Below are 14,488 nucleotides of genomic sequence, written 5' to 3' on the forward strand. Positions count from 1 at the left end.
CCTCCAGATGATGTCCTAATAAAACCATATCAAGCCTAACAATGTTATATAGTCAAACCTGAGAAACGCCTGATACTATTTATAGCAGAGATCCCCATCACACACAAAATATTTTTTTTGGGAACAGGAGAGAGCTATGGAGGCTAATTCAATACAGCAGGTAGGCCTGGAAAATAAACCAAGTATAAAAAGAAAAAGAAAAAAAGGCTATAAACAACCATGGGTGCTCCACTTCATGGTATTACCAGCGGCAATTATGGTTTTTATTTTTTCTTATATCCCCATGTCAGGAATACTCATGGCATTTCAGGATTATAAGCCTGCATTAGGATTTTTTGATTCCGAATGGGTCGGACTTAAGCATTTTAGGTACATGTGGGAGAACGATTATTTCCTGCAAATCACCTGGAATACACTGTTTTTTGCTTGCTCCAAAATTGTTTTGAACCTGATTATTCCTTTTATATTCGCTTTGTTGCTCAATGAGGTAAGGAATATGGGTCTTAAAAGATCTATTCAAACACTCGTCTATCTACCGCATTTCTTGTCTTGGGTTACCCTTTCAGGAATTCTGATCGATATCCTAGCACAAACAGGGATCGTCAATCAGTTTATTTCGTCCGTTTTCGGCATAAAACCGATCTTTTTTCTAGGGGACGGCAATTGGTTCCGATTTACCATCATAGCCAGTGATGTTTGGAAAGAATTTGGTTTCAACACGATCATTTTCCTAGCTGCGCTATCCGGCATTAATCCATCACTTTATGAAGCTGCTGAAGTGGATGGGGCAGGTCGCTGGAAGCAAACGATGTATATTACCATACCAGCACTTATTCCAATTGCTATTGTAATTGCGACCTTGGCACTGGGCAATGTATTGAACGCCAACTTTGACCAGGTATTTAATCTATATAGTCCTTTGATCTATCAACAAGGGGATATCATTGATACCTTTGTGTACAGAGAAGGTCTTCTCAGCGGACAATTCAGCTTTGCGACCGCAGTTAATCTTTTTAAATCGGCAATTAGTTTAATTCTAATCGTTATTTCATACCGACTTGCCTATAGATTTGCAGGGTACAGAATTTTCTAGAAAGGATGACAACAAATGTACCATAAAACCCTTCCATATCGAATATTTAGCATATTCAACAATGTGCTCCTAACTATCCTTTCGGTGCTCTGCTTGCTGCCATTGTATCACTTACTCATGGTATCTCTTAGTGCGTCCGCCCCAGCCAATGCTGGTTTGGTCACCTTTTGGCCAATTGGCTTCACTTTGGAGGCCTATGCAAAAACTTTTAACAACACTAATTTTCTTACATCCCTGTGGGTGTCGGTAGAGCGGACAATCCTAGGAACAGCACTTGCACTGGTAGTAAATACGGTTGCAGCCTATGCTCTTTCTAAGGAAACTAGAGTTTTCCGGGCGCGTAATATCTACCTTTGGTATTTTGTCGTAACCATGCTGTTCAGTGGGGGTCTGATTCCGGGATATATCCTGATTCTAAAGCTCGGGCTGATGAATTCTTTGATGGCACTTATCCTACCTGGATTGGTAGCCGTATTTAACATCATTTTGCTGCTGAACTTCTTCCGTGGTGTACCTAAGGACCTTGAGGAAGCGGCCTTTATTGATGGGGCAGGACATTTTAAGACCTTTTTGAAAATATATTTACCAGTCTCCTTACCAGTCATTGCAACGGTTTCTCTATTCATGATGGTGGGTCATTGGAACTCTTATTTTGACGGTATAATCTATATCAGAGATTCGGATAAGCTGCCGCTGGCGACGTTTATGCAGACCATTATCGTTCAGGCAGATATGTCCAAGCTTGATCCGTCAGCCGTAGCTAACTTGTCTCAACGGACCATACGGGCTTCACAGATTTTCATAAGTGCGCTACCGATATTGTTGGTTTATCCATTCCTGCAACGTTATTTTGTGACAGGGATCGTAGTCGGCGCTGTAAAAGAATAGTCAAAAAAGAGGGAGTTACTGGACTAGTCCATGTAGCTCCCTTTTTTTGTAGGTATGGCATGAAAAATAGACACCCGAGATGAATTGCGCCTTCTAAAATACGGTGCTATACTTTTGGCATGAAATATGCTCGGAGGTGGTACAGTGCTAATGTTGAAATGCCCATTAGCTAGAAGTTCCTCACGCAAAGCCTAATATAGGGCGATACTTTGCGTGAGGTGCGATGGATGGATATATCGCCCAACTTAATTTTATCGTTTCTATAAATGGGCTTTGCACCTTATGAACTTTTAATATAAATAAGGGGCTGAAAAGCGATGTGTACACCATTTATTAGAAACCATCAATATAACTTAATTAAGAAACAAACGAAATTTGTTCTGCATACCCTGCGAACCGTTGCGGATCGCAGAGTCTTGGAGACTGTAAGATATAGTGCTGCTACGAACATTATTGAGGCATTTCCTTCTCTTACGGAGAATCACAAGCAGATGCTGGAACAAATATCGACCTTCGAAACTGCAGAAGATTTCCAGAGATATCTTAGTGAATTAGAACCATACCTAGAGTCATATCCGACGATTACGCTGAAGCAGATTCAGAAGCTATTCCCTAAGAATAAGAAACTGAAAGTACCTGATCTACAACTCATCGACTATCGCAACATAACGTATTTGAGTTGGATAGATATTGCCAGTAATAAATTATTCATTATCTATCCGTACGAAGGACAGTTCATTGGTATAGAGGGTAGAATTACACCAACGCACAAAAAAGGGTACTGCATGTTCTGCAATCGGCATCAAGAGCTTGCATTCTTTTATGTTAAGACCAAGAATGTGAACGTTTCGCCGGATAATATTTCTGCTGTGGGTCAATACGTATGTTTGGATAATCAGGAATGTAATCGGAGCATAACCGATACAGCTAAGCTTGAGAGGTTCATTCTCTCTGTCCGCAAATAATGTTTAGAAAAGGCTCCCTTAGTGGGAGCCTTTTTTGTTAAAAGATATCGTCAGGATATAGACAATTCGTTTCATTGAAGCAATGAGGCACGACATTAGTGGATATAATGAGATTCAAGGGCCGAATGAATAATATAAGCGTTTACAAACAGAAAATTCGAGTGGTTATAAAAATAGTCAGAAAATTTCCATATGACGTGCTTTGTTACTTAAGCTATAATGAGGTCTAAAAAAGAAAACGGGGCGTTATAATGAATCAAATTAAGGGTAACAAAAATCTTCTCTCGGAGAAGGAGGAACGCTTCTCTTCCGCGGGCTTTATTTTTGCCGCCATTGGCAGCTCGGTTGGGCTAGGGAATATGTGGAAGTTTCCTTATATTACAGGGGAAAATGGGGGGGCAGCTTTTTTCCTTCTTTTCATCGTCTGTTTGGTGCTGATAGGGTTACCGGTGCTGTTGGCAGAACTGGCTATCGGACGCAGTGGGCGTGGTAGTGCGGCGACCTCTTTTATGCGGGCTGGAGGCGGGAAGAGTTGGTTTGCAGCTGGAATGTTGCAGGTGCTTGCGCCGTTTCTAATTCTCTCCTTTTATATTATTGTTGCTGGCTGGACGCTGAACTATTCGATGATTGCTTTTAATGGACAACTATTCAGCACTACTGATTATGCAGGCGAATTCAATTCGTTTGTCTCTGGATATATGCCAATCGTTTGGCAGGGGATAGCCATTCTGATTACGGCGGGTGTAGTCATCCTTGGTGTATCAGGCGGGATTGAGAAATTTAACAAAGTATTAATTCCTGGTATGGTCGTACTCCTTGTAGTGTTAATGATTCGCGCGGTAACCTTACCGGGTGCATCCGCAGGGGTATCCTTTTTCCTAAAACCGGACTTTTCAGTGTTGACAGCGGAATCTGCGCTAGTTGCATTGGGACATGCCTTCTTTTCATTATCGCTCGGGATGGGGATTCTCCTGACTTACGGATCTTATGTTGATAAAAAACAATCGCTGGGTACCGCTGCCATCGCAATCGGTGCAGGAGATTTGTTATATGCTTTTATCGCAGGCTTGATTATTTTTCCGACGACGTTCTCATTTGGTATTGCTCCTGATCAGGGGCCTTCGCTGATTTTTATCGCTTTGCCAGCCGCTTTCTCGGCTATGCCTTTTGGTGCGCTCTTCGGCGGTTTGTTCTTTATCTTGCTGGCGATTGCTGCTCTAACCTCAGCTGTATCGCTGCTTGAAGTGCCTGTATCCTTCACAATGGAGCGCTGGAATTGGAGCCGGAAACGTTCGGTTTGGATTTTGACGCTGATCTGTTTCCTTCTTAGTATTCCTTTAGCGATGTCACTGGGAATGTTCCCGGAGCTAACGATTGGTGGCAAATCTCTATTTGATGGGCTGGATTTTATCACCTCTAACATTATGCTGCCGCTTGGAGGTCTGCTGATTACCATCTTCGCCGGTTATTTCTGGAAAGGTGCAGCGGAAGCCGCTGGACTACAGGCGCGCTGGTTCCGTGTTTGGCTGTTTATGCTCCGTTATGTGGCGCCGATCCTAGTGTTCCTAGTGCTGCTCCATACCTCGGGAATTATTTCTTTCTAATTCTGAAATTTATTTATTCAAAAATAGCTCTACGACCCTTGTTGGTTGTAGGGTTTTTTTGTGTTGAAAAGAGGGGATTAGATTGATTTTTAATTCCTACTTGACTAGGTGGAATAATTGGAATATAGTATAAAAAAGCTTGAACGGTATGGAAGGGAATGTAACTAACTAATCAATCCTTAACTAATAATTGTATACAATTATACAAATATATTATTGGGGTTCGGACCCCATAGATTATCGATGAGGAGCAGTATAGAAATGGCGATACGATCACGAAGGTTATCAAAGGATAATACCTACTATGAATTAAAACAAAAAATTATTGATAGCGAGTTTGAACCGAATCAACCTGTAAATGAAGAAAATTTGGCGGCCTTGCTCGGAGTCAGCCGCACACCTCTAAGAGAGGCGATACAGAGACTGGAGAACGAGGATTTTCTGGTTCGACAGCCAAATGGAAGACTGCGGGTAGCTTCAGTAACCCGTAAAGAGGTTGAAGAAATATTTCTTATTCGCAGCATGCTTGAAGGCTATATTGCAAGAAGTGCAGCTAAGCATGCCACAGAGAAAGATATTGTTAACTTAACGACGATGATTACAAAAATGAAACACTCGTTCCAGCTTGGTGATAATCAGAATTTTGTTACTTATGGATTTGAGTTCCATGATTATTTATCAGAAATCAGTGAACTTAAAACCTTCGAGAAGGTTCTGAATCAATTAAGAGATCATTCGCTTCGTTATTGTCGATTCGTCTCTATGCATGGGGATTGGAACACACAAGCGGATGAAGAACATGATCTTATTTTACAAATGATCGCTGCTAAAAATGAAGATGGTGCTGAAAAAGCCATGCAAGATCATATTTTAAGCAGTCTATCGACTGCGCTTGATCGCATCAAAGGGATTGAAGAAAAGCTGGAAGCATAACGAAAGGGGAGTACATCAGCTATGAAACCACTAAATGAGGTTGAGCAAGCTTTAGCTAATCAATTAATAGAGGTTCGCAGAAACCTGCATCGTGAGCCTGAATTAGCGTATGAAGAGTTTAAAACCACAACAAAATTACGGGAATGGCTGACCCAAGCCAATATTCACATCCTTGACTTGCCTTTACAAACCGGACTCATCGCAGAGATCGGGCAGGGTCACGGACCCATAGTGGCCATTCGTTGTGATATTGATGCACTTCCCATAGAGGAACAAACTGAATTGTCCTTTGCCTCAGAGATCCCAGGAAAGATGCATGCCTGTGGTCACGATTTTCACACGGCTACTATTTTAGGTGCTGCATTATTATTAAAGGCTCGTGAAAGTGAATTACCTGGAAAGGTTAGAGTATTGTTTCAACCCGCGGAAGAAACAGGGCATGGGGCGGAAAGTGTCTTAGCCTCGGGAGGACTCCAGGATGTGGCGGCTATATTTGGTCTCCATAATTCACCTGACTTGCCTACAGGAGCTTTTGGAACAAGAACAGGAGCTTTAACAGCCGGTGTTGACCGGTTTGAAATTACAATAAAAGGTGTCGGCGCTCATGCTGCTTATCCTGAAAAAGGTGTGGATACGATTGTAACTGCGGCTCAAATCATTACCGCTCTACAAACCATCGTAAGTCGTCAAAACAGCACCACGGAACCAGTAGTGTTAAGTGTTACCCGAATTAATGGAGGCTTCACATGGAATGTATTGCCGGAAAAAGTCGAATTAGAAGGTACAGTAAGAACTTACAATGAAGAGATTCGCCGCAATATTCCGATACAAATGACTCGTCTTATCGAAGGGATTGCTGCGGGAGCTGGGGCAGAGGCACAGTTACATTGGTATCCAGGTCCACCCGCAACGATAAATCATGGGGAATGGGCGGACTTTACCAAAAAGATCGCCTCAGATTTCGGCTATGAAGTACATGATATTCCTCCACAGATGGGTGGAGAAGATTTCTCTTTTTATTTACAACAGATACCGGGTGCTTTTGTGAATATAGGATCAGGTCCAGCCTATCCCTTACATCACCCTCGTTTCGATGTTGATGAAGCTGCGATATTACCAGCTGCTAAGTATTTCGCTTTATTGGCAGAACAAGCGCTGGTGAAGCAGCAAGAGGAAGCTTAATCCTATATATGATTGAGGGGAATGGAAATGATTGAATTAAAGAATGTTTACAAATCGTTCACTCGGAAAGGGACCACTATTGATGCTCTTAAAGGGATTGATTTAAAGGTCGAAAAAGGCGATATATTTGGGGTTATCGGCTATAGCGGTGCTGGGAAAAGTACATTAATTCGTTTAGTCAATTATTTGGAAAGACCCACCAAAGGACAAGTTATGGTCGCTGGACGTGATTTGGGAACATACAACGATAAAGAGTTGCGTACCGCTAAGAAAAATATCGGAATGATTTTTCAACATTTTAATCTATTAGAATCTAAAAAAGTTTTTGATAATGTGGCGATCCCTCTAGTTCTCCTAAAAAAGAATAAAAATGAAATCCGCCAACGGGTAATGGAGCTGCTAGAGTTTGTTGGATTAAGTGACAAAGCGGGGAGTTACCCGAGTGAGTTATCAGGTGGTCAGAAGCAACGTGTCGGGATTGCCAGAGCGCTTGCCTCGAATCCGTCTATCCTTTTATGTGACGAAGCGACCTCTGCCTTAGATCCACAGACCACACATTCTATCTTACAGCTATTAAAAAAAATCAATGCTGAATACAACATTACCGTGATGATCATTACACATGAAATGTCCGTGATTCAAGAAATTTGTAACAAGGTAGCGGTCATGGAAGAAGGCCGGATTATTGAGCAAGGAAGTGTTCTAGATGTATTCGGAAGTCCAAAACATCTGACCACGCAAAATTTCGTGAAGACGGTTATTCAAAATAGCATGACCTCTAGCGTGCGGAAATCTATCAAAACAGAACCCGGAAGTCAGCTGTACAAGCTTAATTTTGTGGGAGCAAGTGCCTCTGAGCCTATCCTGTTTGAAATGATTCGCTCCTGCGATATAAAGGTCAATATTTTATTTGCGAATACGACGGAGATTCAAGAAACAACACTGGGAACAGTGATCATTCAATTCGATGGTGAGGCAGCAGAGATTAACAATGCATTATCTTTCTTAACAAGAAATGGAGTCGGTGTAGAGGAGGTAGAATCTAATGTTTTCGACCACAGTAACAGGTGATCAATTTCTGCAGGCGATTATAGAAACAATTCAAATGGTAGGGTTCTCCTTGTTTGTTGGCTCCCTGATTGGGATCCCATTTGGGATATTGCTTGTCATCACTCGTCCGGGTGGGGTTTTGGAGAACAAAGCGCTTTACGCCATACTAAATCCGATTATCAACATCATTCGCTCATTGCCTTTTATTATTTTACTGGTTGCGATTGTGCCTTTCACACGATTGATTGTTCATACTTCAATTGGGACAAGCGCAGCGATCGTACCCTTGATTATCTATATCGCACCTTATATAGGGCGGTTGGTAGAGAACTCACTGCTTGAAGTGAATCCGGGAATCCTTGAAGCCGCTGAGGCGATGGGAGCCACTCCTTTTCAAGTCATTTGGTACTTTTTATTGCCAGAGGCGGTTGGATCCTTAATCCTGTCTCTTACAACAGCGACGATTGGTCTGATAGGTGCAACTGCAATGGCTGGAACGGTAGGGGGAGGCGGCGTGGGAGACTTGGCGATCGTATATGGATACCAACGCTTTGACACTGTTGTCGTAGTAGCCACCGTGATTATCCTCATTATTTTAGTGCAAGGGATTCAATCTTTAGGCAACACGCTAGCAAGAAAAATTCGCCGTTACTAGTTACTACATATTCTGGGAGGGACTCGACAGATGAGTGAATGGAGTAAGCAAGATCGTTTTAACGCATTATTATCAGGAGAACGGGCGGATCGTCCAATCGGAAGTGGTTGGCGCCATTTTATCGACAAAGAACAAACTGCAGATGATTTAGCAGAAACTACGATTTCTTTTACGAAAAAATATGATTGGGATTGGGTCAAGATTAATCCAAGAGCGACTTATCTGGCGGAAGCTTGGGGGAATCAATACGATTTTACGGATTATCAGACCGTATTTCCGAGACAGCAAACGACGGCTATTCCAACAGCGGCTAGTCTGTGGGATATCGACGTCAAAAAGGCAGTCCAGTCAGCCCCTTTGGCAGAGCATTTAGATGCGGTTAGAAAAATTCGTCAAGGGTTACCAGACACCCCGCTAATCCAAACTGTATTTTCACCATTAACAGTATTGCTATTTATTGTAGGGCGTTCTGCTTACGTTACTAAAACGGTGTTTGGCATTGAGCACCCGGTAACTTTGGAATCCTTGTTTAAAGAACATCGAGCGGCAGCACATCATGCGCTACATGCGATTTCCTTAACCTTAGCCGATTATGTACAAGAGTTACAGCAAGCGGGTTCTGACGGTTTGTTCTACGCAGTAACGGGCACAGCTCACCCAGGATTATTTGATGAAGCTATGTTTGACGAACTGTCCAGACCTTATGATTCTATTGTTTTAGAAGCAGCAAGCTATGGAAAAAACATTCTTCATACTTGTGGAGCCTACGCCCAGCCTGAGAAGTTCAACGATTATCGGATTGACGGGATCAGTTGGGATACGATAGCCGAGGGGAATCCAGGGTTAGAGGCAAATCTCAAAGCTACTAAAGTGGGTGGAGTCGATCATGGGTTGTTTGCGGTAAACGATATTGCCCAAATCAAGCAGCAGGCTGAAGATGCATTAAAGTTAATGAAAGACCAGCCGTTTATTCTATCTCCAAATTGCGCAATCCCACTCAATGTGACGGATGAGGCGTTGGCACAATTTAAAAAATCTATATTGGAATAGGGGAAGTAAGCATGAAAAAGTTAATGTTAGTGATGATGATAGGTGTTCTTGCAGTGTTGACGGCTTGTGGCAATAAAGAGGCGGGGGATTCTGGAGATAAGAAAAAGCTTACCGTTGGATTTGGTGTCGGAACCTATGAGGAACAATTCCGCCAATCGATTCTACCGATTCTAGAGAAACAAGGGTATTCCGTTGACATTAAAACCTTCTCGCAAAACATGCAGGTCAATCCAGCAATGAAGGAAGGCTCCATTGACGCAAGTATATTCCAAAGTACAGCCTATATGGAGGCCATTAACGAAGAAATCAATGCAGATATGGTCGGAATTGCTTATGTTCCAGGTGCTCCACAAGGTCTTTATTCTGTAAATCATACCACGCTAGACGATGTTAAAGACGGTACAACCGTAGCTGTTCCGAACGATCCGGTAAACCAAGAGCGTGCACTACGTATTCTGGAAGAATTGGGTTGGGTCAAAATTAAAGAAGGGGCGGGCGTAGCGGATTTCAATATTAATAGTATGGAACCGGATAAATATAATATTGATATTAAAATACTGGACCCCGCTCAAATCCTTGTCTCCCTTCAAGATGTTGATTATGGCGTTGTAAACGGTAATTATATTGCCAATTCGGACAGAAAGATTACGGATGCTTTGAAAATAGAAAACACACCTATGGAACACAGAATTATCGTATCGGTTAATAAAAAGGATGAAAATTCACAGTGGGCTAAAGATTTGAAAGCTGCTTATGAATCCAAAGAGTTTGAAGAATATATTCATGGATTAGAAAAATATGATGGTTTCATTCTACCTGAAGCTTGGGACAACAATTAATTAAGGAAGTGAACGGAGTGACCAAAGAAAAGATTCATTTTATTGGTGGCGGACAGATGGCGGAAGCGATCATCCGCGCATGTATAGCGAATAACACCTTGTCTGTAAATCAAATTAGTGTATCGGATATTAATGAAGCGCGGCTGCAGTTTTTGAATACCAAATATGGTGTAGATACGGAGAGTTCACAAGAGCATAACCTGTCTACAGCAGATGTAATAGTAGTGGCAGTTCGTCCACAGGATGATTTAACTACACTTGGTCAAATCGTACAACAATTCGCTACAGCTTCTGCCGCTATCGTATCGATTGTGGCGGGTGTGACGAATGATCAATTAGCTGGGTATTTTGGAGCTGAACGGTCCATTATCCGGGTTATCCCCAATACTTTAACCGATACAGGATATGGCTATAGTGGTGTAGCGTTAAATGCTTATGCTACTCGTGATCAAGTGGAGCATTTTTTACTTGGCTTTGGAAAAGTACAATATCTGGATGAGGCGTTAATGGATGTTTTCACTGGATTTGGTGTGGCGGGTCCTAACTATATCTATTATTTCATTGAATCTCTCGTGGATGCAGGTGTACTTGCCGGACTGCCGCGTGAGCAAGCCTGGAAGGTTGCATTGGAGAATATGATGGGATCGGTAGCAATGCTGCAACAGACAGGGCTGCATCCACGACAGCTGCTGGATATTAATAATTCACCTGGCGGTGTCGGCATGCATGGCTTGTACGAATTAAACAACAGTGATTTCGCAGCGGGCCTGCAAAGAAGTGTTCTGGCAGCCGTAAAACGTACTACTGAGCTGGGAGTGAAGTAATCATGGCAACGATGAAATGGGATCATTTAGTTCACTATGTCAATGATTTGGCCAAACCGGTTGAGATCTTTGGAGCTCATGGATTGGTTGCTTTTAAAGGAGGATCTCATAAAGATTGGGGAACCTATAATGCCTTAAGTTACTTTGGGCTAACCTATCTCGAGTTTCTGGGCATTGAGAATCTTGAGCTGGCAAAGGCAACTGAACATAATCTAGTGGTGAAAGATGCAGTTGAACTTTTACCAGAACATGAAGTTCTAAGTAGAGTAGTTATCCGGACGGATGATATTGAAGAAGTAGCGGCTTCTCTGAAAGCAGCAGGCTTATCATTATCTCCAATTATCGATGGTAAGCGTCTAGATAACGAGGGCAGATTAATAGAGTGGCGGATGATGACCATTGCTGGTGACTTTGGGGGACTGGTCTATCCGTTCATCATTCAATGGAGCGGAACGGATACAGAGCGAGTGGAAAGATTAACATCATCTGGAGTCATTAAGCCTCATCCTGCGGGAGAAGTCGAAATCGTCCGTGCTGTATTTCATGTCTCCGATCCTGAAGCTGCAGCCAACCATTGGGGAACCATATTCGGACTGCCTGTTACGAAGTCAGAGGATGATACCTTCAGCCTTAAGATTGGCGATAGATCATTTGCTTTCGTGCAAGGAGACGAGAACCAATTCAAGCAGGTGGTTTTTGAAACGGATTCGTTAGAGCTGAAAGGGAAGACGATTCGGATTGGTGATGGGGAGTATGTTTTCGTTTAAGGGACTAGTATCTTTATAACTTTAGAAATAAAGACTTACTTGAAGGGATCGATACCTCGAGTAAGTCTTTTTGCTATTCACCGAAGGTACTAATGATGCTGGCATTTTTTTGTTTTAATCAATTTGTAAGATTTATTGAATTCCATTATATGGTACGATATCCATGGTATAAAAGGAATGAAGATAATTTCTCTTGCTTGGCACTATGGATTTTGATAAACATAATGGATAAATTTAAATATTACATATGGAGGTAATTACGGATGAAAACTCACTATTACTTAGATTGGTTTTATGATAAGGGTTTTTCTGAGAAGTTAGTCAATGTGTTGCATGAGGATATAACAGACAGAAAATCGCTGGTTATGATTAGCGCTGAATCGTCTGATTTTAGTGATGAACAAGTTAATATTGATAGTGTTTTTGAAAGGACATGGTTTAATCAGGCTAACATTTATTTTGATGAATATCATTTCATTGATGACCGCACGCAGAAGGAAGATGCCCAGCGATTAATTCAAAACGCCTCTGTCGTTTTTTTATGTGGTGGAACCGCTCGGAACCAAAAGCACCTTTTGACGGAATATGAATTATCGGATTTGATTAAAAAAAGCAATGCTGTTGTAATGGGAACAAGTGCTGGTGGGATGAACATGTCTGATGAATATGTGGATGAATGCACTGTTTGTGAAGGTATGGCTCTTAATCACTTTTCTTTTGAAGCTCATTTTGATCATGATAACACCGCGATGATTGAGGAGCGTTTCCCTTTATCGAATGAAATGGATATTTATGTGGCGGCAGACAAAGATGGTGCTGTACGTGTGAAGGACAGCAAAATCGACATTATAGGCAATGTATATTTAATTTCCCACTCAAAGATTCAGAAATTGGCTGAGACGCTCTAATAATGGTTGAGTGGTTGTGACACTGACGGTTAACTGAATGGTATTTGTTTTGAGTCCCTATTTGACAGCACCTTACGAGCAAATCGAGTTGATTACTCCTGCGAAAAAGGAAGATTACGCATAACGCGTATACGATGTTCAAGCCATCACCATTCGATCTTGAATTTATATCATTCCAGGTCCACGTAAAGTTATCGGATTCCGCGATTGTAAGGATATGAAGTTTCAAGTGAAGAAGCGTTTGATACAGTGAGAGGAGAACTCAAGTCTCTTTTCTTATGGACTGGGTCTAGAAAGGAGTGAATAAGCAATGGAGTGGAAAGGCGATGCAAATGCCAATAAAATAAGAGAGTCTCAGTTCACTGAGGAACTATCGGAGTCACAATTATCGGCTTTAGAATATGTTACGAATTACGCGCGAACTCGAAAAAGTGAAGCAGTTCAGACCATCCATGAAATTCTTCAAATGTCTAATGTAGATCGGGAAGAGTTTGAAGATGCTGTGGTCAAAATAAAGTCACATGCGAAGATTGCTCTACATTTCCATCCAGATCGACTAGATCCGGTAAAGAAAAGTGTTGCAGAGGCGCTATTGGAGCAAGGCGTGTACAAGAGCCAATTTGAGACCTTGTTATCCAGTGGTAGTGTATCAGCCTATTCTGGCGGTCCACGTGATTTGTGGGAGGAAAGACTATTTGGAGGGGCATACCAACAAGAGGGTGCTTCGAATAGCGAACGCCCTAAATATGGCGCTCTTGATTTGATGCGTCATTCGGATGGGCCAGCTCCGCGCTTTGGCTCCTGCTATTTCCTCCTATCCCCTGAGGTTTCTTATCGCAGTACATACACCTATATGGATTCGCATCAAAACCCTGTACAGAAAGGGACATATGCAGAATTTGATGATATGATGGCGGCATTATTAGAGGAGATTTTCTTAAGAGATTTCGCTCTAGGGGAAAAAGATCTTCAATCACAAAAATTAGTCGACCATCTTCGGGTCAGCCTCACAATGCCGTTTACAGACCCTTCAAAGGGTGAAGCTAAACGTAATCTTAACCACTATATTGAAGCGCAGGTTCATGGAAATATCCGTCTAAAGGAAGATGTGGAAATCTTAGTAGCCGATCCTTCATTCAAGGGCACTCCAACAGGGCAAATCCTGGAGCAAATATGTTTACAGTATGCCATCCAACTCTATTGGTACATGGGATTCGCGATGTGGGTAGACGAAGTGCCTTCAGATTTTAGAGGGCCTACGATGCCCTCCTTGGCTAAGCGTATTGCTCATCACGGTTATATTGATGCGAGCATGATTGGATCTGCTGCTATGCACTTAAAGCATGATCCTGCAGCATGGCGGGACCGAGGAACCGATAAAGAAGTACTTCAAGAATTAAAACTCTTATGGCATGTTTTGGTACGGTACGGAAAGCCGCTCCGAAACTTTAAGTTGTAAGAAGCCTTGGTACGCTTGAAGTTAAGGCATTTAAGTAAACAAACAAACAAACAAATAAATAAATAAGCAAGCGAATCTCCCTCCGTATGGGATATTCGACTTGTCATTGATGAGTTGTTTGTATGAATCAATGTTATTTAACTCCTCCTAATAAATATCGGTGGGAGTTTTTTTGCATGTGGAAATTTTCTCGATTTGATAGATTTACAAAATATGGAATATATGCTATCTTATCTATGAAAGCGCATCCAATAGATGGTATATTGAACTT

General features: G+C 42.0%; 14 protein-coding genes. All 14 read left to right on the forward strand.

Features of this window, described 5'->3' with window-relative positions; all coding sequences use genetic code 11:
• Positions 1–136 precede the first annotated feature (136 nt).
• The 14 genes from MKY63_RS22320 to MKY63_RS22385 all read left to right on the forward strand — a co-directional run bounded on the left by MKY63_RS22320 (position 137) and on the right by MKY63_RS22385 (position 14,217).
• Positions 137–1,093 (forward strand): ABC transporter permease subunit, encoded by a 957-nt coding sequence (locus MKY63_RS22320; protein WP_036688682.1) that lies wholly within the window; start codon positions 137–139, stop codon positions 1,091–1,093.
• 15 nt (positions 1,094–1,108) lie between these two features.
• Positions 1,109–1,981 carry a carbohydrate ABC transporter permease gene (locus MKY63_RS22325; RefSeq protein ID WP_036688680.1) on the forward strand — a complete coding sequence of 291 codons (873 nt, stop codon included), beginning with the start codon at positions 1,109–1,111 and terminating at the stop codon, positions 1,979–1,981.
• A gap of 317 nt (positions 1,982–2,298) precedes the next feature.
• Entirely contained in the window at positions 2,299–2,946 is a 648-nt protein-coding gene (locus MKY63_RS22330; RefSeq protein ID WP_036688678.1) for an elongation factor G-binding protein, read from the forward strand.
• A 251-nt stretch (positions 2,947–3,197) separates the two neighbouring features.
• Positions 3,198–4,550, forward strand: coding sequence for a sodium-dependent transporter (locus MKY63_RS22335; RefSeq protein ID WP_036688675.1), 1,353 nt, complete (start codon positions 3,198–3,200; stop codon positions 4,548–4,550).
• A gap of 261 nt (positions 4,551–4,811) precedes the next feature.
• A complete protein-coding gene (locus MKY63_RS22340; RefSeq protein ID WP_036688673.1) occupies positions 4,812–5,483 on the forward strand; it encodes a GntR family transcriptional regulator in 672 nt (223 codons plus the stop codon).
• 21 nt (positions 5,484–5,504) lie between these two features.
• Positions 5,505–6,665, forward strand: a complete 1,161-nt coding sequence (locus tag MKY63_RS22345; RefSeq protein WP_076141013.1) for an amidohydrolase — start codon at positions 5,505–5,507, stop codon at positions 6,663–6,665.
• Positions 6,666–6,692: 27 nt separating this feature from the next.
• Positions 6,693–7,736 (forward strand): methionine ABC transporter ATP-binding protein, encoded by a 1,044-nt coding sequence (locus MKY63_RS22350; protein WP_036688670.1) that lies wholly within the window; start codon positions 6,693–6,695, stop codon positions 7,734–7,736.
• Positions 7,711–8,370: a methionine ABC transporter permease gene (locus MKY63_RS22355; RefSeq protein WP_339809839.1), complete on the forward strand. Its 660-nt coding sequence runs from the start codon at positions 7,711–7,713 to the stop codon at positions 8,368–8,370. Before MKY63_RS22350 ends, MKY63_RS22355 begins: the two co-directional genes overlap by 26 nt.
• 30 nt (positions 8,371–8,400) lie before the next feature.
• Positions 8,401–9,420 (forward strand): uroporphyrinogen decarboxylase family protein, encoded by a 1,020-nt coding sequence (locus MKY63_RS22360; RefSeq protein ID WP_036688667.1) that lies wholly within the window; start codon positions 8,401–8,403, stop codon positions 9,418–9,420.
• 11 nt (positions 9,421–9,431) lie between these two features.
• Entirely contained in the window at positions 9,432–10,259 is an 828-nt protein-coding gene (locus MKY63_RS22365; RefSeq protein ID WP_036688665.1) for a MetQ/NlpA family ABC transporter substrate-binding protein, read from the forward strand.
• Between the two features lie 17 nt (positions 10,260–10,276).
• On the forward strand, positions 10,277–11,083 hold the full coding sequence (proC, locus tag MKY63_RS22370) for a pyrroline-5-carboxylate reductase (RefSeq protein WP_076106412.1): 807 nt from the start codon (positions 10,277–10,279) through the stop codon (positions 11,081–11,083).
• A 2-nt stretch (positions 11,084–11,085) separates the two neighbouring features.
• Positions 11,086–11,850: a VOC family protein gene (locus tag MKY63_RS22375; RefSeq protein ID WP_076223167.1), complete on the forward strand. Its 765-nt coding sequence runs from the start codon at positions 11,086–11,088 to the stop codon at positions 11,848–11,850.
• Positions 11,851–12,113: 263 nt separating this feature from the next.
• Entirely contained in the window at positions 12,114–12,758 is a 645-nt protein-coding gene (locus tag MKY63_RS22380) for a Type 1 glutamine amidotransferase-like domain-containing protein (protein ID WP_094901187.1), read from the forward strand.
• Between the two features lie 310 nt (positions 12,759–13,068).
• Complete coding sequence (locus MKY63_RS22385; RefSeq protein ID WP_339809840.1) at positions 13,069–14,217, forward strand: DUF3626 domain-containing protein; 1,149 nt, start codon at positions 13,069–13,071, stop codon at positions 14,215–14,217.
• The last annotated feature ends 271 nt before the right edge of the window (positions 14,218–14,488 follow it).

The organism is Paenibacillus sp. FSL R7-0189 (assembly GCF_037969925.1).
GTDB lineage: Bacteria > Bacillota > Bacilli > Paenibacillales > Paenibacillaceae > Paenibacillus_AQ > Paenibacillus_AQ odorifer.